Consider the following 17,758-nt stretch of genomic DNA (forward strand, 5'->3'; position numbering starts at 1 on the left):
TACCCGGTGAGCCGGCCGACGGCGCGCGGGCTCTCCCGTACCACCGCCCGGAAGGGGCGCAGCCGCTCCAGCTTGGAGGCGGCGCCGGGCAGTCCCCCCCCCTCACGGCCTGACTCACGTAGTGCTGCGCCGACGTCGGGCCCCCGGCCGCCGCTCACTCGGCCGCGTCACCGGATCCCCGGCCTCCAGCGCGCTCGCGCGCCTTCGCAGCCCGAACTCCGCCAGCGCCTCCGCCAGCTTGCCCACCGACGGCTCCGGAGCCATCACGTCCACCCGCAGCCCGTGCTCCTCGGCCGTCTTGGCCGTGGCCGGCCCGATACACGCGATGACCGTCACGTTGTGCGGCTTCCCGGCGATGCCCACCAGGTTCCGCACGGTGGACGACGAGGTGAAGATCACCGCGTCGAAGCCACCGCCCTTGATGGCCTCCCGGGTGTCGGCCGGCGGCGGCGACGCCCGCACGGTCCGGTAGGCCGTGACGTCGTCCACCTCCCAGCCCAGCTCGATCAGCCCGGCGACCAGCGTCTCCGTGGCGATGTCGGCACGCGGCAGGAACACCCGGTCGATCGGGTCGAAGACCGGGTCGTAGGGCGGCCAGTCCTCGAGGAGTCCGGCGGCGGACTGCTCGCCCGACGGCACCAGGTCCGGCTTCACGCCGAAGGCGACCAGCGCCTTCGCGGTCTGCTCGCCGACCGCCGCGACCTTGATGCCCGCGAAGGCACGCGCGTCGAGCCCGTACTCCTCGAACTTCTCCCGTACGGCCTTGACCGCGTTCACCGAGGTGAAGGCGATCCACTCGTACCGCCCGGTGACCAGGCCCTTGACCGCGCGCTCCATCTGCTGGGGCGTGCGCGGCGGTTCGACGGCGATCGTCGGCACTTCGTGCGGCACGGCGCCGTACGACCGCAGCTGGTCGGAAAGGGTCGCCGCCTGCTCCTTGGTACGCGGTACGAGGACCTTCCAGCCGAACAGCGGCTTGGACTCGAACCACGACAGCTGGTCGCGCTGGGCGGCGGCGGACCGCTCACCGACCACGGCTATCACCGGCCGGCCGCCCTCCGGGGAAGGCAGCGCCTTCGCCTGCTTCAGGGTCTGGGCGACCGTGCCGAGGGTGGCGGTCCAGGTCCGCTGCCGGGTGGTGGTACCGGCGACCGTGACCGTCATCGGGGTGTCCGGCTTGCGGCCGGCGGCGACCAGTTCCCCGGCGGCCGCGGCCACCGAGTCGAGGGTCGTCGACACCACGACCGTGCCGTCCGAGGCACCGACCTCGGTCCAGCACCGGTCGGAGGCGGTACGGGCGTCCACGAAACGCACGTCCGCGCCGTGGGCGTCCCGCAGCGGCACACCGGCGTAGGCGGGTACACCCACCACGGCCGCGACACCCGGCACCACCTCGAAGGGCACACCGGCGGCGGCGCAGGCGAGCATTTCCTCGGTCGCGTACGTATCAAGTCCCGGGTCCCCGGACACCGCACGGACGACCCGCCTGCCGCCCCGCGCGGCCTCCATGACAAGATGAGCGGCATCCCGCGCTGGCGGGAGCGCAGCGGCTGTTGACGCTCCGTCAACAACCGTTAGTTGAGGCGTGCCTGTGCCCTGATACGGGTCCGACGAGGAACCCGGATTCGTGGGTACGACGGAGACGCCCTGCCTGGCGTGGGCTCTGATCACGTCGAGCACGTCGTGCTCGGCGACCAGGACGTCCGCGCTGGACAGTGCCTCCACGGCACGCAAGGTCAGCAGTCCCGGATCCCCGGGTCCGGCACCCAGGAAGGTGACGTGCCCGTGTTCGAGGCCGGCGGGAAGGTTGGTGGGGCTCACTGTGCTCGCTCCCCCATCAGACCGGCCGCGCCCTGGGCAAGCATCTCGGAGGCGAGTTCGCGACCGAGCGCCGTCGCCTGGTCGTTTGTCTCGGGCACGGGACCGGTGGTGGACAACTGCACCATCCGTGTGCCGTCGGTCGTGCCGACGACGCCACGCAGGCGCATTTCCTTGACAATCTGCCCGTCGGCCAGCAAGTCGGCCAGCGCGCCCACAGGGGCGGAGCAGCCGGCTTCCAGGGCGGCGAGCAGTGATCGCTCGGCGGTCACGGCGGCCCGCGTGAACGGGTCGTCGAGTTCCCCGAGCGCGGCGATCAGCGACGCGTTGTCCGCGGCGCATTCGATCGCCAGTGCCCCCTGGCCGGGGGCGGGCAGAACCGTGTCGACCGACAGGAAGTCGGTCACCTCGTCGAGGCGGCCTATGCGGCTGAGTCCGGCCGCGGCCAGCACCACCGCATCCAGCTCGCCGTCGTGTACGTATCCGATCCGGGTGTCGACGTTCCCGCGGACCGGGACGGTCTCGATGTCCAGCCCGTGGGTGCGCGCGTACGCGTTCAGCTGCGCCGCCCGGCGCGGCGAACCGGTGCCGATGCGGGCCCCGCGCGGCAGGTCGGTGAACTTCAGCGCGTCCCGGGCGACGATCACGTCACGCGGGTCCTCGCGTACCGGTACGGCGGCCAGGACCAGGTCCTCGGGCTGCGTGGTCGGGAGGTCCTTGAGCGAGTGAACCGCGAAGTCGACCTCACCGCGCAGCAGCGCGTCCCGCAGGGCGGTCACGAAGACCCCCGTGCCGCCGATCTGTGCGAGATGCTCGCGGGAGGTGTCGCCGTAGGTGGTGATCTCGACGAGCTCGACGGGCCGTCCGGTCACCCGGCTCACGGCTTCCGCCACTTGCCCGGACTGGGCCATGGCGAGTCTGGATCGCCTGGTCCCCAGTCGCAGTGGGTTGTCACTCATGCCGGTCGGTCCTTCTTGTCTGTGCTGTCCACGGCCCGGGAGACGGCGGCCACCGTCTCGGGGTCGAGGTCGAACAGGGTCCGCAGCGCATCCGCGTACCCGGCGCCGCCGGGCTCGGCGGCGAGCTGCTTGACCCGTACGGTCGGCGCGTGCAGGAGCTTGTCGACGACCCGGTGCACGGCCTGCCGGATCTCCCCGCGCTGCCGTTCGTCCAGGTCGGGCAGGCGTCCGTCGAGCCGCGCGATCTCACCGGCCACCACATCGGCGGCCATGGTGCGCAGTGCGACCACGGTCGGCGTGATGTGCGCGGCCCGCTGTGCCGCCCCGAAGGCGGCCACCTCGTCGGCGACGATCCCCCGTACCTGGTCCACGTCGGCCGCCAGGGGGGCGTCCGCGGACGCCTCCGCCAGCGACTCGATGTCCACCAGCCGCACCCCGGCCAGCCGGTGCGCGGCAGCGTCGATGTCGCGGGGCATGGCGAGGTCGAGGAGGAAGAGCTCGGGGGCGGGCCGGACGAAGCCGGCGACCGGCTCGGGCTTGCGCAGCTCGGGGATGCGGCCCACCCGGGCGGCGGTCGCGGCGAGCGCGCCGATCAGCTCCGCGTCGGTCTCGGGCGTACGGCGCCCGGCCTCCCGGATGTCGACGGTGGCGTTGTCCACCCAGGCCGCGTGCTGCTCCAGCTCGGCGGCGGCCATCCCCGCGACGGCGGCCTCGCCCATCACGGAGAAACCGCTCTGCTCGGCCGCGAGGTCGAGCGGACAGTTCTCGTCGGAGTCCGTCAGGCCGCGGGCATGCGTGCCGCCCGGGGCGACGGGGGTTTCCCCGGGCGCACCGGTCAGGCGAAGCCGGGACTGGGCGAGGGTGGACCCGGGCGGCAACCCGTCGGCGCCGGGTCCGGTGACCGGCCCCCGGCCCGCAGCGACGTCCGGTACCCGTCCGCCGACCGCTTCGGCAACCGCCTCCGCGGTCAGCACCAGCCCCGTCGCACCCGTGCAGGAGACGGCCACGTCGGCACGTGTCAGCTCGACCGGCACCGAGTCCATCGGTACCGCGCGGGCCACCACGTCCGTGTCGTCGCTGTCGTTGAGGATCTGGGCCAGGCGCTCGGCACGCTCGTACGTCCGGTTCGCCACGACGATCTCCGCGACGCCCGCCCGCGCCAGTGTGGCGGCGGCCAGCGAGGACATCGAACCGGCGCCGATGACCAGCGCCTTCCTGCCCTTGGCCCAGGTCTCGACGTCGGTACCGGCGGCGAGCTGTTCCAGGCCGAAGGTGACCAGGGACTGTCCGGCCCGGTCGATCCCGGTCTCGGAGTGGGCGCGTTTGCCGACTCGCAGGCCCTGCTGGAAGAGGTCGTTCATCAGCCGGCCGGCGCTGTGCATCTCCTGCGCCAGGGCGAGCGAGTCCTTGATCTGCCCGAGGATCTGTCCTTCGCCCACGACCATCGAGTCCAGCCCGCAGGCCACCGAGAACAGATGGTGGACGGCCCGGTCCTCGTAGTGCACATAGAGATGAGGGGTGAGCTCGTCGAGGCCGACCCCGCAGTGCTGGGCGAGCAGGGTGGACAGCTCGGCGACTCCGGCGTGGAACTTGTCCACGTCGGCGTAGAGCTCGATGCGGTTGCAGGTGGCGAGGATCGCGGCCTCGCCGGCCGGTTCGGCGGCGACCGTGTCCTGGACCAGCTTGACCTGGGCGTCCGTGGTGAGCGCGGCCCGTTCCAGGACGCTGACCGGGGCGCTGCGGTGGCTCAGCCCGACGACGAGGAGACTCATGCCGGCATCACGGCGGGTACGTCCCCGTCGGGTCCCTGCTCGGTGGAGCTCTGGCGGGCGGCGGCGACGGGCGGAGCCGTCCCCTCGTGCTCCTCGCCGGCCTTGCGCTGCTCGTGGAAGGCGAGGATCTGCAGCTCGATGGAGAGGTCGACCTTGCGCACGTCGACACCGTCCGGGACGGTCAGCACGGTCGGCGCGAAGTTCAGGATGGAGGTGACCCCGGCGGCCACGAGCCGGTCACAGACCTGCTGGGCGGCACCGGCGGGCGTGGCGATGACCCCGATCGACACACCGTTGTCGGTGATGATCTTCTCGAGCTCGTCGGTGTGCTGCACCGGGATACCCGCGACCGGCTTTCCGGCCATCGCCGGGTCGGCGTCTATGAGGGCCGCGACCCGGAAGCCGCGGGAGGCGAACCCGCCGTAGTTGGCCAGGGCGGCGCCGAGGTTACCGATACCGACGATCACAACCGGCCAGTCCTGGGTCAGACCCAGTTCACGGGAGATCTGGTAGACGAGATACTCGACGTCGTAGCCGACACCGCGCGTTCCGTACGAGCCCAGGTAGGAGAAGTCCTTGCGCAGCTTCGCGGAGTTGACCCCCGCGGCGGCCGCCAGTTCCTCGGAGGAGACCGTGGGGACCGAGCGCTCCGACAGTGCGGTCAGCGCCCGGAGGTACAGCGGAAGCCTGGCGACAGTGGCCTCGGGGATCCCTCGGCTGCGGGTCGCCGGTCGGTGAGTTCGGCCAGTTGCCACGGTGCTCCTGCGGGTAGAGCGGGGCTGCGGACGGTCACACGTTCCCAGACCGCCCCGTCGACAGCAGGCTATGTCTTTGTGAACGCGTGCACAAAGATGGTGTCCGATTTGCCCGGCCAACGTGACCGGGGTCACGCGCCCCCGGCGCAGTCGCGGGGAACCGGCGCAGAGGCGCTCGCGCTCCATCTCGGATGGGGGCAAAACAGTACACACTCCTCACGAATCCCGCCCCCGAGACCAAGCCGCCGTCGATCCTAAGCGACTTTCCGGCCCGTTTGGACTAGTCGGTCAGTGCCTTGCGGAGGCGCTCTTCGTTCACACGCCAGAAGGTGTGCTGTTCACCGTCGACGAGTACGACCGGAATCTGCTCCCAGTACAGATCGTGCAGTTGCGAATCCTGGGTGATGTCCCTCTCCTCCCAGTCCACCCCCAGCTCGCCGCACACCTTCTCGACCACGACCTGTGCGTCATCGCACAAATGACAACCCGGCTTACGGATCAGAGTGACCAAACGCGCACGAGACGCAGGTGCCTTGCGGCCGAAGAGAGGACTCATGCGGTCCATTCTCCCGCCCCGCCACGCCCTGTTCGCCGCCTTGTTTAACGGACCGGTCGCGGAGAGTTCACACCCACCCAACTCCCGCGACTCCGGGACCACCGAACAGACTGGCTATGCTCACGACATGGCCGCTCTCGGATGGCTCACTCCCCGTAGGCGCTCCGCCACGGCGCGGAGCGTGTTGGCAGGCGAGGCCTCGGCGGAGGCCGCGCGCAAGAGCCAGGAAGCCCTGGTCGAGGACGCGTCGGCCCCGGCCGACGACGCCTTGTCCAAGGGCGCCGCGGAACCGGACTTCCCGGTGCTCGGCGACACCAAGGCCGCCGCGTTCTTCGACCTCGACAACACGGTCATGCAGGGCGCCGCGATCTTCCACTTCGGCCGGGGCCTGTACAAGCGGAAGTTCTTCGAGACCCGCGACCTGGCCAAGTTCGCCTGGCAGCAGGCCTGGTTCCGGCTGGCCGGCGTGGAGGACCCGCAGCACATCCAGGACGCGCGGGACTCCGCCCTGTCCATCGTCAAGGGCCACCGGGTCGCCGAGCTGCAGACCATCGGCGAGGAGATCTACGACGAGTACATGGCCGAGCGCATCTGGCCCGGCACCCGCGCCCTCGCCCAGGCCCACCTGGACGCGGGACAGAAGGTGTGGCTCGTCACAGCGGCACCGGTGGAGATCGCCGGCGTGATCGCCCGCCGGCTGGGCCTGACGGGAGCGCTCGGCACGGTCGCCGAGTCGGTCAACGGCATCTACACGGGCAAGCTGGTCGGCGAGCCCCTGCACGGCCCGGCGAAGGCCGAGGCGGTACGCGCCCTCGCCGCCGCCGAGGGCCTGGACCTGTCCCGCTGCGCGGCCTACAGCGACTCCCACAACGACATCCCGATGCTGTCCCTGGTCGGCCACCCGTACGCCATCAACCCGGACACGAAGCTGCGCAGGCACGCCCGCGAGATGGACTGGCGCCTGCGCGACTACCGCACGGGCCGCAAGGCGGCGAAGGTGGGCATCCCGGCGGCGGCCGGGGTGGGAGCGGTGGCCGGTGGCACGGCGGCGGCGATCGCAATCAGCCGACGGCGCCGGTAGCGCCACGCCTGCCGGAACAGCGCCGTAGAACTGCGGGCCGAGTCCCGTCCGCGGGTGGCCTGTGGCCGCTCGCGCGGCTCCCCGCGCCCCTGACGGGGCGCCGCCGCCGAGGGCGCCCTGTCAGCCGACCCAGCCTGCGGGCAGTTGTGCCGCTGGGGCGGCACGGGTGGGCGCAGGCGGCCCCTGCAAGCGCCGGTAAGCGTCCCCCACGCCCACCCCCACCCACACACCCCGGCGCCCCGAACCTCGCGCGCCCGAATTATCGCGCCGCCATCCCAACACGCCCTCTACTCCGCCTCAACACGCATCTTTCTGATCAACAACCGATCACCCTGCGGCACTTGAACCACCCCAAATCGGTTACAGAAGCGACGCAATCGGTGATTTGAGCAACTCGGTGTAGCAGTGCCTGCACGAAGCGTTATTCTCCTCAGACGCAAACCGGTACCCCTCCGTCGCTACGACGGGTGAAAGGTTCCGTACTGCACGTGATGGAAGCTCTGCCTCTGGGAGTCCCGTGTACCCACACGTCGGGGTTGACGCCTCGGGCCTGGCTACGCTGCGCGCAACTGTCGCAACGGTCAAAGAGACGCTGCGCGGCCTTGTCCCGACCGCGTACGCCGTCCCCGCCTTCGCCACCGCCGCACCGATCGGCCCGTGCTACGCACTGGCCGACGGCATGGAACAGGTGCCGGCGCGCAGCGCCGTCGTCGAGGGGCGGCGGTCGGGCGACGGGCGCGCCGTCGGCAGACGCGGCCGTGCCACCGGCACCGCCGCGCCCGCCGCCCGCCGCCCGGCCGCGGACAGCGACAGCGCACGGATGATGGATCTCGTGGAGCGCGCCCAGGCCGGCGAGTCCGACGCCTTCGGACGCCTCTACGACCAGTACAGCGACACCGTGTACCGCTACATCTACTACCGCGTCGGCGGCAAGGCGACCGCCGAGGACCTCACAAGTGAGACGTTCCTGCGCGCTCTCAGAAGGATCGGCACCTTCACCTGGCAGGGCCGCGACTTCGGCGCCTGGCTGGTCACCATCGCCCGCAACCTGGTCGCCGACCACTTCAAGTCGAGCCGTTTCCGGCTGGAGGTCACCACCGGTGAGATGCTCGACGCCAACGAGGTCGAGCGCTCCCCGGAGGACTCCGTCCTGGAGTCCCTCTCGAACGCGGCGCTCCTGGACGCCGTACGACGACTCAATCCCCAGCAGCAGGAGTGTGTGACGCTCCGCTTCCTCCAGGGCCTCTCGGTCGCCGAGACCGCCCGCGTGATGGGCAAGAACGAGGGCGCCATCAAGACCCTCCAGTACCGGGCCGTGCGCACTCTCGCCCGGCTCCTCCCGGACGACGCGCGCTGAGCCGGGCACGCTCGGCGACACCCAACTCACGCTCGGTGAAAGCCTGTTGCCTTTCTCAGCCGATCGTCGGTCGTCCGTAACCCAAGTGCCGAGCCACTCGTTGTGCGGGATACAGGCTCCCTGTGGTCACGTCCAGCAAGACCCTGATCACACGTTCGTGTGGATCGGTCGAGGGCGTGCAACCCTCAGGACCCCCTGGGGAGTCGACCGTCATGACGAGAGGAGGTGCCGCCAGTGATCGCGAACGTATCGGCGCACCGGCGGGCGAACGCCTTCGCCCAGGCCCTGGAGGAGCAGCCCGACCGGGACCCGGCGGCCGAGCGGTCCGAGGTACCGGCGGGCGATCCGCCGGCCACCGCGGACCGGGCCGAACGGACCGATCAGGGCGAGCTGTTGGCCCTGGCGACAGGGCTCGCCGCACTGCCCAAGCCGGTGCTCGACCCGCAGGTCAAGGTCGTCCACCGGGCCCAGCTGGTGGCCGCTATGGAGGCCATGCTGGCGGAGGGCACCCTGGGCGGGGCGGCGGACGCGTCGCTTCCCGAGCAGCGCTCCCACCGGGCCAAGGGCGCACACCGAGCCAGCCCACTGGGCAAACTGCGACCGCGTTCCCGGCTCACCAAGGGGCTCGCCGCGGGCGGCCTGAGCGTCGGCGTGGCCGCCGGAGCCTTCGGCGGCGTCGCCGCCGCCAGCTCCGACGCCCTGCCCGGCGACTCGCTGTACGGCCTCAAACGTGGCATCGAGGACTTCAAGCTGAACTATCTGGCCGACGGCGACGACCAACGCGGCCAGACCTACCTCGACCAGGCCTCGACCCGGCTGATGGAGGCCCGCCGGCTGATGGAACGGGATCGCGGCGGCCACCTCGACCACGAGTCCATCGGCGAGATCCGCCGCACCCTGTCCGGGATGCAGCACGACGTCACCGAGGGCCACCGGCTGCTGCACGAGGCCTACGAGCGCGATCCGAACTCGCTGGGCCCCATCCAGGTGCTGTCCGCCTTCGCCCAGTCCCACCGCCAGGCCTGGGGTGCGCTGCGCGACAGGCTCCCGGTCCAGCTCGGGGACGTCAGTCAGCAGGTGTCGTCGGTCTTCGACGCCATAGACGAAGAGGTCGCCCCGCTGCAGTCCCTGCTTCCCCAGCCCTCCCAGAGCACCGGGAGCGGCGCCGGCGGGCAGGGCACCGGCACGGCGTCCACCGGCACCTCCGGCAGCCACCGGTCGACGGCCCCGTCGTCCTCGGGCAGCTCCGCCTCGGGCCACGAGTCCGGCACCGGCAGCCCCAGCGGCTCGGCCTCCGGCAGCGCCGACGACGGCCTGATCGGCGGCGCCGCGGGCGGCCTCCTGGACCCCCCGAAGACCGGGAGTTCGGGCGGCAGCAGCACATCCCCGTCAAAGAGCCCGACCAGCGAACCGGACGTCACCCTGCCCCCGCTCCTCCCCGGCCTCCTACCGGGCCTGGGCATCGACAGCGAGGACGCGGGCAACTAACGGATCGGGGTGCCTCTCAGCCGAGGGGCACCCCGTCTCCCCAGGGCGCGGGGCTGCGTCAATGTGCGGCTCCGCCGCGTGGGCGCGACCAGCCCCCACCCAGCCCGCACGCGACGCTCGACGCAGCGCAGCTCAGAAGAACACCGACCGCCGCTGCACAAGCAACTTGTACAGCGTGTGCTGGATCTGCTCCCGCACCTGATCCGTCAGGTTGAACATCAGCATCGGATCCTCGGCCGCCTCCGGCGGATAGCCGTCCGTACGGATCGGCTCCCCGAACTGAATCGTCCACTTCGTCGGCAGCGGCACCGCCCCGAGCGGCCCGAGCCAGGGAAACGTCGGCGTCAGCGGGAAGTACGGAATCCCCAGCACCCGGGCCAGCGTCTTCGCGTTGCCGAGCATCGGGTAGATCTCCTCGGCCCCCACGATCGAGCAGGGGATGATCGGCGCCCCCTGCCGCAGCGCGGTCGAGACGAACCCGCCCCGCCCGAACCGCTGGAGCTTGTACCGCTCGCTGAACGGCTTCCCGATGCCCTTGAACCCCTCCGGCATCACCCCGACCAGCTCACCCTGCCCCAGCAGCCGCTCCGCGTCCTCCGCGCACGCGAGCGTGTGCCCGAGCTTGCGGGCCAGTTCGTTCACCACCGGCAGCACGAAGACCAGATCGGCCGCCAGCAGCCTGAGGTGACGATTCGCCGGATGCTGGTCGTGCACCGCGACCTGCATCATCAGCCCGTCCATCGGCAGCGTCCCGGAGTGGTTGGCGACGATCAGCGCACCGCCCTCGGCCGGGATGTTCTCCACGCCCTTCACCTCGACACGGAAGTACTTCTCGTACACCGGCCGCAGCATGGACATCAGGACCTTGTCGGTCAGCTCCTCGTCGTACCCGAAGTCGTCGACCTCGTAGTCCCCGGTCAGCCGTCGGCGCAGGAACGCGAGACCGCGTGCGACGCGCCGCTCCAGGCCGGCGTCGTCGCTCGGCTCCGGCACGTCCGTCTCAGCGCTCTCCCGGGTCACATGCACATCTTCCTGCGCGGGGATCCGCCCGGCGAGAGGCTGGACCTCACGCACCGCCCCGGACTCGCGCACCGCCGCCTGCTCGCCGCCGCCCTTGCGCCGGTTGCCCGGCCCCCGGCGCCGGGCCGGCCGCTGCACGGCAGCCCCGCGGGACCGGTCGTCGTCGAACGGAATGACCTTGGCGTCCGCCATCGTGTTGCGCTCCTCAGTTGGCGCTCTGCGTCGGTGTCTTGCCGCCGCTCAGGACGGGCAGGGCGGCGATCCGGTCGACGGCGGCGGCCACCACCTGCGGCGGCAGCAGCCCCGTGGCCTGGGCGCGCACGAAGTCCGCGAACGTCTCCGCCGTCGTGTACTGCGGCTGGAATCCCAGCGTCTCCCGCATCTGGCCGGTGGCGACCACCCGGCCGTGCGTCAGCAACCGGATCTGCTCGGGCGAGAAGTCGCTCATACCGAGCGTCCGTACCAGGGACCCGGCCCAGGTGACCGCCGGCAGCAGCAACGGCACGGTGGGCCGCCCCAGCCGCCGCGAGCACTGGGAGAGCAACAGCACGCCGTCGCCCGCGATGTTGAACGTGCCGCTGTTCAGGGTCCCCCGCGCCGGCTCGTGCGAGGCGATCCGCAGGACGTCGATCACGTCGTCCTCGTGCACGAACTGCAGCCGGGGGTCGTACCCGAAGACGGTGGGCAGCACGGGGAGGGAGAAATAGGAGGCGAGCGGGGTGTCGGCGGTCGGCCCGAGGATGTTGGCGAACCTCAGCACGCACACCGCCACGTCGGGCCGCCTCCTGGCGAACCCCCGCACATACCCCTCCACCTCCACCGTGTCCTTCGCGAACCCCCCGCTCGGCAGGGACTTCGGCGGGGTCGTCTCGGTGAAGACGGCGGGATCCTTCGGCGCGGAGCCGTACACGTTCGTACTGGACTTGATCACCAGGCGCTTGACGTTCGGCGACTTCTGGCAGGCGCCGAGCAGCTGCATCGTCCCGATGACGTTGGTCTCTTTCACGGTGGCCCGGCTCCCGCTGCCGAGCGGCGTACCGGTCACGTCCATGTGGACGACGGTGTCGGCGCCGGTCTCGGCGAGGATGCGGGCGACGGTCGGCTGGCGGATGTCGGTCTGGATGAAGTCGGCCCCGCCCAGATGATGCTCCGGCTGCACCGCGTCCACGGCGACGACCCGGTCGACATCGGGGTCACGCTGGATCCGCCGTACGAACCGGCCCCCAAGTTGACGGGCCACTCCGGTCACGAGCACGACCTTCCCCAAGATCAGCGCCTTTCTTCCGTGTTCCCGTATGCGGGCCAACTTAGCGGGTTGATGTTGCGCTGGCATGACCCTCAGCAGGCCATGGTGAGCCGTCGCGGCCGGAAAATGCGTATGGCCCCCCACCGTACTGGTGGGGGGCCATACACAAGCTCTCGCGGCTCGGCGCCGTAATTACTTCTTGTTACGGCGCTGAACGCGCGTGCGCTTGAGCAGCTTGCGGTGCTTCTTCTTGGCCATCCGCTTGCGCCGCTTCTTGATAACAGAGCCCACGACTACCCTCGCTCACTTCTCATCACTCGGTGCTGGGCGCCATGGGCCCATACGACCTACGAGGGGCTAGCCTACCCGCCCGAGCGCTGAGGTCGTAATCGAGGTGCTCCGGGTATCCCGAAACCGTCGTCAGGCGGTCTCCACCCCCACATAGCTCTCGCGAAGGTACTCGTGTACCGCTTGCTCGGGGACGCGGAAGGACCGCCCCACCCGGATCGCGGGCAGATGACCGCTGTGCACCAGCCGGTACACGGTCATCTTCGACACTCGCATCACCGCGGCGACCTCCGCCACGGTCAGGAACACGACCTCGTTGAGAGGCCTCTCGCCAGCTGCCATGACACACCTGAACCTTCCGCACTCGACGGGCCACCGGCTTCCCCTTCCGGTGACTCTTCGTCGTTGCGTGCTCACTCCCCAATGTAGGGGCGGGTGATGCGAGTGGGGAAGAGGTGCACCCATCGGCGGCCTACTGTGACAGACACGCTCGATTGAGTACGTAGCGGGTAAGCGGCGTGTAGCAATCGGACCGCACGCCGTCATCAACCGGAACGGCCACGGACACGACCCCCTCGGCCTCGCCCACAAAGAGCGCGGGGTCATCCGTATCCGCCAGCCCAATGGCCTCAAACCCGAGCTGACCAGCACCGCAGACCCACCCGTGGTCCCCCACCACCAGCTCGGGCAACGGCCCGCCGCCGCTCGCCGCCGCGTCCAGCGCCACCCGAACCGGCAGCGGTGAGTGCGTGTGCGTACCCGGCGCACAACCGGGGCGTTCACCTCCCGATTCCCGCACCAACCCGACACCTTGTACGTAATCAAGGTTGCACGTACGTAGACCGAACCGGGTCGTTATGTCGACACAGCGACCCTGCGCGGGGGTGAGGACCTCACACCCCGCCGCCGACAACGCGTCCGCGAGACCGGCGTAGAAGCCGATCAGCCGGTGCGGGTGCCCGGTCCCGAACAACACGGGCGCCCGCCGCCGGGCGACATTCCCCACCCGCTCCGCGAAGGCATCGAGCGCGGCGACGGTCAACTCAGGATCGATCACATCATGCCCAGAAACGCACCGGAGATCGTCCGAAACCCCACACCTGCCCGCCATCAACCGGACCAACTCCTGTTCGCTCCAGTCCCCTTGCGGATCAATACCGATCAACACCCGAGGATCCCGAGCCGCGAACAGCCGATAACGCCGAAGACTCCGCTCCCGGGAGGAAGCCACCACCCCCGCCAGCCCCACGGCCATCAGATAGTCCCGAAGCCCACCACCACTCGACACGCCAGAAATAGTGATGGACCCGGCCGCCCGAAGACCCCGGAAGCAGAGCAACACCCCACAGTTGGCGTAACGATCAGCCGGCCCCTAGGCCAACAACCCCCGCAACGGAAACACGGCCCGCCGCGTAGCCAGCACCGCCTGGTCCAGGCGGTCGGCGGGGTCGTATCCGGCCTCCCACTCCGCCCACCCCACCGGCCACCGCCCGTCCGTCATCCGCCCCGGCCCCAACTGCCGAGTCCGGGCGAACACCTCCTGCCGCCATGCCTCAGGCACCAGCGTCTCCGGCGCGATCTCCCGCCCCGCGGCGATCGCCACCAGATGCGTCCACGACCGGGGCACGACATCCACCACCTCGTACCCCCCACCCCCCAACGCGACCCACTTCCCCCCGGCGTACTCGTGCGCCAGCTCATGGCAGGCCACCTGCACGGCCCGCTGCGCGTCCAGCGAAACGGCGAGATGCGCCAGCGGATCCTCGAAGTGCGTGTCGGCACCGTGCTGAGTCACCAGCACCTGGGGCCGGAAGTCGGCGACCAGCTCCGGCACGACCGCGTGGAACGCGCGCAGCCACCCCGCGTCCCCGGTCCCCGCCGGCAGCGCCACATTCACCGCGGAGCCCTCCCCCGCCCCGGCCCCGACCTCCTGCGGCCACCCGGTCTGCGGGAACAACGTACGGGGATGCTCGTGCAGCGAGATGGTCAGAACCCGCGGATCCTCCCAGAACGCGGCCTGCACCCCGTCCCCGTGATGCACGTCCACATCCACATAGGCGACCCGCTCGGCGCCCAGCTCCAGCAACCGCGCAATCGCCAGCGAGGCGTCGTTGTAGATGCAGAACCCGGAGGCCGCCCCCGGCATCGCGTGGTGCAGCCCACCCGCGAAGTTCACGGCGTGGTCGACGTCCCCCCGCCACACCGCCTCGGCGGCCCCCACCGACTGCCCGGCGATCAACGCGGACACGTCGTGCATCCCGGCGAACGCGGGATCGTCCATCGTCCCCAGCCCGTACGACTGATCGGCCGCCGCGGGATCGGCCGAAGCGGCCTTCACCGCCTCGACGTAGTCCTCCCGGTGCACCAGCCGCAGCGTCGACTCCCCGGCCGGCTTCGCCGCGACGACATCCATCGCCCGGTCGAGCCCGAACGCGTCGACCAGTCTCCGGGTCAACGCCAGCCGGACCGGATCCATCGGATGGCCCGGACCGAAGTCATAGCCCGTTACTGCCTCGTCCCACATCAGCTGTGCGCGGCCGCTCATGCCCGCCACCGTATCGGTCCGGTCGAGTCGCGAACGAACGGGCGTACACCAACGTCACCAGCACCAACACCATCGGCACCAGCATCGCCCCGCGATAGCTCCACGCGTCGCCCAGCGCACCCACCAACGGCGAACCGATCAAAAAGCCGACGTAGTTGAAGATGTTCAGCCGGGCGATGGCCGCATCCGAATCCCCCGGGAACAACCGCCCGGCCGCCGCGAAGGTCTGCGGCACCAGGACACACAACCCCAGCCCCAAGAGGGTGAACCCGGCCATCCCGACCCAGGCCCCGGACGCCCCCGCCACCACCACGAACCCGACCGCCGCCACCAGCGCCCCCAGCCGTACGACCGCCACGGCCCCGAACCGCCGTACCCCGAAGTCCCCGATGGCCCGCCCGACCAGCGTGGTCACCATGTACACGTTGTACGGCACGGTGGCCAGCTGCTCACTGCTCCCCAGCACGTCCTTCAGATACTTCGCACTCCAGTTGGAGACGGTCGAGTCCCCGATGTAGGCGAACGTCATCACCAGACACAGCGGCAGCAGCAGCTTGAAGACGACCCCACCGCCCGCACCGGCGCCCGCCCCGACCTCGGCGTCCTCCGCTGGCTTGCCGTCCACGTACCACCGGCTCGCCACCAGCGCGGCCGGCAACAGCACCGCGACGACCGGCAGGTACGACACCCACAGCGCGAGATGCCAGTGCGCCCCCACCCAGGCCAGCGAGGCCCCCAGAATCCCGCCCAGGCTGTAGGCGGCATGGAAGCTGAGCATGATGCTGCGCCCGTACGTCCGCTGCAGGCTCACCCCGAGCATGTTCATCGAGGCGTCCAACGCCCCGACCGCCAGCCCGAACGCGGCCAGCGCGACCGCCAGCTCGGCCACCTGGCCGCCGGCCCCGACCCCGAGCAGCGCCAGCATCACCACAGGCTGGGACCAGCGCAGCAGCCGGCTGGGCCGTATTCGCTTCACCAGCTGCTCGGTGGTCACACTGCCGACGCCGGCCAGGATCGGCACGGCGGCCAGAAAGACCGGCAGCAGCGCGTCGGAGACGCCGTACCGGTCCTGGATGGCGGGGATGCGCGTCACGAGCAGCGCGAAAGTGGCGCCCTGCGTGAAGAAGCTGAACGCCAACGAGGCCCTACCGCGCCGCAGCACATCTGTCATGGCGGCGAGCGTAGGGCCCCGGCGTACTCGTGGGTAGATCCAGCCAAAGATGAATTTCCTTCACCTTTACCTACGGCGGTGTCAGGCGGCGACAGCCACCTCACGCTTCACGCCGCCCGCCGTCTCCTCCGCCCCCTCCGGCGACGTCCCCGCCATGGCCGTCACCTCGGCGGAGATCATCCGGGCCATCGGTTCGGCGGCGAGCCCGCCGCTGACCACCATCCCGATCCCGATCGCGCCGACCAGGATGACCGTGCCGAGCCACACCATGGTGTCCACGGGCAGGGTGTACGCCCCCACGATCCGCACCACGCACTCGGCGAGCAGCAGCACACCCCACACGAGAGAGTAGACCCGCTCCGACCGCCGGAACGCGGCCGACCCGGACCGCAGCCGTTCGAAGGCCGCCTCCCTGGCCGCATCGCCCTTCAGCACGAACGGCTTGAGCCCCTCGGTCATCATCGGCCGGCCCATCGCCACCGACACCAGGATCGCGATCCCGATCGCGCTGCTGACCCCGCTGTCCTTCGCGAGCATCAGCCGCGGGTCTCCGGAGACGAAGCTCAGCGCCAGCGACACCAGGTTCACCAGCAGGATGAGCCCCGCGAACGCGTTGCCCCGACGCTCCTTGACCACGCTCCACACCGTCCGCAGCGCCGGCACCACACTGCTCCAGGCGAGCGCCGCGAAGGTGCTCATCCCGAAGGCGCCCTTGAAGAGGTAGTACGACCCGAGAGGAACCGCCACGTCCACGATCAGCGGCTTGAAGTTCTCCAGCACACTGGGCTGCCGCTTGTCCTGGTTGCTGTTCGGGGACCCGGCGTTCGTCGTCTTCGTCATGCTCTTAGCTTCGCGTCCGGGTCGGGTCCTCCAGTAGAAACGATCGTCCGCAGCTCGGCATGACAATTGTCAGCCCCACCACGATGCCCTCGGTCATTCGAGCAGGTCAGCCAACTGCCCCAGGTCGGAGAAGAGTTGGGTGGCGCCCTGCAGCCGGTCGGCCGGCGTCATCGCCGTGTACCCGTACACGTCCATACCGGCCGCGACAGCCGCCTGCACGCCCAGCGGACTGTCCTCCACCACGGCACAGCGCTCCGGCGCGACCCCCATCCGCTCGGCCGCGTACAGGAAGAGATCCGGCGCCGGCTTGCCCCGCCCCACGTCCTGCGAACTGAACACCCGCGACTCGTCGAACCACCGGTCGAGCCCGGTCGTACGGTGCCCCACGCGAATCCGCTCATGGCTACCGGACGACGCCACGCAGTACGGCACCCTGTCCGCCGCCAGCTGCTCCAGCACCTCCGCCGCCCCGGCGACGGGCTTCAACTCCGCCTCGAAGGCGGCGAACACGCGCGCGTGGAAGACGTCGTCGAAGTCGTCGGGCAGCCGCTGCCCGGTGCGCTCCTGGACGAGCTCGTGGACCCGGTGCATCGCGGATCCCATGTAGTCCCGTATGGAGTCCTCGTAGGAGGTGGGATGTCCGAGCTCGGTGAGATAGGCGGCCAGGAGCCGGTTGGAGATGGGCTCACTGTCGACGAGGACGCCGTCGTTGTCGAAGATAACCAGGTCGTAGCGCATACCACCGAGCTTAAACGCACCCACAAACACAGAAAGGCCCACGCCATAACGGCGTGGGCCTTTCCTAAAATTTGTTCGGCGGTGTCCTACTCTCCCACAGGGTCCCCCCTGCAGTACCATCGGC

At 70.3% G+C, this 17,758-nt stretch carries 17 protein-coding genes; 3 read left to right on the forward strand and 14 right to left on the reverse strand.

What is annotated here, in order from left to right:
• Window positions 1–114: 114 nt before the first annotated feature.
• From ABZ642_RS45970 to ABZ642_RS45990, 5 genes are all read right to left on the reverse strand, one after another.
• Window positions 115–1,821 (reverse strand): uroporphyrinogen-III synthase, encoded by a 1,707-nt coding sequence (locus ABZ642_RS45970; protein WP_360497581.1) that lies wholly within the window; start codon window positions 1,819–1,821, stop codon window positions 115–117.
• Entirely contained in the window at window positions 1,818–2,777 is a 960-nt protein-coding gene (gene hemC, locus ABZ642_RS45975) for a hydroxymethylbilane synthase (protein WP_360497584.1), read from the reverse strand. Before hemC ends, ABZ642_RS45970 begins: the two co-directional genes overlap by 4 nt.
• Window positions 2,774–4,549: a glutamyl-tRNA reductase gene (locus ABZ642_RS45980; protein ID WP_360497587.1), complete on the reverse strand. Its 1,776-nt coding sequence runs from the start codon at window positions 4,547–4,549 to the stop codon at window positions 2,774–2,776. Before ABZ642_RS45980 ends, hemC begins: the two co-directional genes overlap by 4 nt.
• The gene (locus ABZ642_RS45985; protein WP_360497590.1) at window positions 4,546–5,304 is read right to left on the reverse strand and encodes a redox-sensing transcriptional repressor Rex; all 759 of its coding nucleotides are present in this window, start codon (window positions 5,302–5,304) and stop codon (window positions 4,546–4,548) included. The genes ABZ642_RS45980 and ABZ642_RS45985 overlap by 4 nt, the downstream gene beginning before the upstream one ends.
• A 280-nt stretch (window positions 5,305–5,584) precedes the next feature.
• Window positions 5,585–5,860, reverse strand: coding sequence for a glutaredoxin family protein (locus tag ABZ642_RS45990; RefSeq protein WP_360497593.1), 276 nt, complete (start codon window positions 5,858–5,860; stop codon window positions 5,585–5,587).
• A gap of 127 nt (window positions 5,861–5,987) precedes the next feature.
• Here ABZ642_RS45990 and ABZ642_RS45995 point away from each other — a divergent pair, with 127 nt between their 5' ends.
• The 3 genes from ABZ642_RS45995 to ABZ642_RS46005 all read left to right on the forward strand — a co-directional run bounded on the left by ABZ642_RS45995 (window position 5,988) and on the right by ABZ642_RS46005 (window position 9,786).
• A complete protein-coding gene (locus ABZ642_RS45995; RefSeq protein WP_360497596.1) occupies window positions 5,988–6,941 on the forward strand; it encodes an HAD-IB family hydrolase in 954 nt (317 codons plus the stop codon).
• 517 nt (window positions 6,942–7,458) lie between these two features.
• Entirely contained in the window at window positions 7,459–8,298 is an 840-nt protein-coding gene (locus ABZ642_RS46000) for an ECF subfamily RNA polymerase sigma factor, BldN family (RefSeq protein ID WP_360497599.1), read from the forward strand.
• A gap of 234 nt (window positions 8,299–8,532) precedes the next feature.
• On the forward strand, window positions 8,533–9,786 hold the full coding sequence (locus tag ABZ642_RS46005; RefSeq protein WP_360497602.1) for a DUF5667 domain-containing protein: 1,254 nt from the start codon (window positions 8,533–8,535) through the stop codon (window positions 9,784–9,786).
• A gap of 132 nt (window positions 9,787–9,918) precedes the next feature.
• On the opposite strand, the gene ABZ642_RS46010 is transcribed toward ABZ642_RS46005, so the two are convergent.
• The 9 genes from ABZ642_RS46010 to ABZ642_RS46050 form a co-directional block, all read right to left on the reverse strand.
• The gene (locus tag ABZ642_RS46010) at window positions 9,919–10,998 is read right to left on the reverse strand and encodes a lysophospholipid acyltransferase family protein (protein ID WP_360497605.1); all 1,080 of its coding nucleotides are present in this window, start codon (window positions 10,996–10,998) and stop codon (window positions 9,919–9,921) included.
• A 13-nt stretch (window positions 10,999–11,011) separates the two neighbouring features.
• Entirely contained in the window at window positions 11,012–12,073 is a 1,062-nt protein-coding gene (locus ABZ642_RS46015) for an NAD-dependent epimerase/dehydratase family protein (RefSeq protein ID WP_360497608.1), read from the reverse strand.
• A gap of 171 nt (window positions 12,074–12,244) precedes the next feature.
• Window positions 12,245–12,343, reverse strand: coding sequence for an AURKAIP1/COX24 domain-containing protein (locus ABZ642_RS46020; RefSeq protein ID WP_003948845.1), 99 nt, complete (start codon window positions 12,341–12,343; stop codon window positions 12,245–12,247).
• A 129-nt stretch (window positions 12,344–12,472) separates the two neighbouring features.
• Entirely contained in the window at window positions 12,473–12,682 is a 210-nt protein-coding gene (locus tag ABZ642_RS46025; RefSeq protein WP_067299677.1) for a helix-turn-helix domain-containing protein, read from the reverse strand.
• A gap of 130 nt (window positions 12,683–12,812) precedes the next feature.
• On the reverse strand, window positions 12,813–13,595 hold the full coding sequence (locus ABZ642_RS46030; RefSeq protein ID WP_360497611.1) for a phosphatase: 783 nt from the start codon (window positions 13,593–13,595) through the stop codon (window positions 12,813–12,815).
• A 117-nt stretch (window positions 13,596–13,712) separates the two neighbouring features.
• Window positions 13,713–14,885 (reverse strand): acetoin utilization protein AcuC, encoded by a 1,173-nt coding sequence (locus ABZ642_RS46035; RefSeq protein ID WP_360497614.1) that lies wholly within the window; start codon window positions 14,883–14,885, stop codon window positions 13,713–13,715.
• Window positions 14,836–16,056: an MFS transporter gene (locus tag ABZ642_RS46040; RefSeq protein WP_360497617.1), complete on the reverse strand. Its 1,221-nt coding sequence runs from the start codon at window positions 16,054–16,056 to the stop codon at window positions 14,836–14,838. Before ABZ642_RS46040 ends, ABZ642_RS46035 begins: the two co-directional genes overlap by 50 nt.
• An 81-nt stretch (window positions 16,057–16,137) precedes the next feature.
• Window positions 16,138–16,896 carry a VC0807 family protein gene (locus ABZ642_RS46045; RefSeq protein ID WP_360497620.1) on the reverse strand — a complete coding sequence of 253 codons (759 nt, stop codon included), beginning with the start codon at window positions 16,894–16,896 and terminating at the stop codon, window positions 16,138–16,140.
• Window positions 16,897–16,989: 93 nt separating this feature from the next.
• Complete coding sequence (locus ABZ642_RS46050) at window positions 16,990–17,634, reverse strand: HAD family hydrolase (protein WP_360497623.1); 645 nt, start codon at window positions 17,632–17,634, stop codon at window positions 16,990–16,992.
• Window positions 17,635–17,758: the final 124 nt, after the last annotated feature.

This window comes from Streptomyces sp. NPDC007157 (assembly GCF_040634235.1).
Lineage (GTDB): Bacteria > Actinomycetota > Actinomycetes > Streptomycetales > Streptomycetaceae > Streptomyces.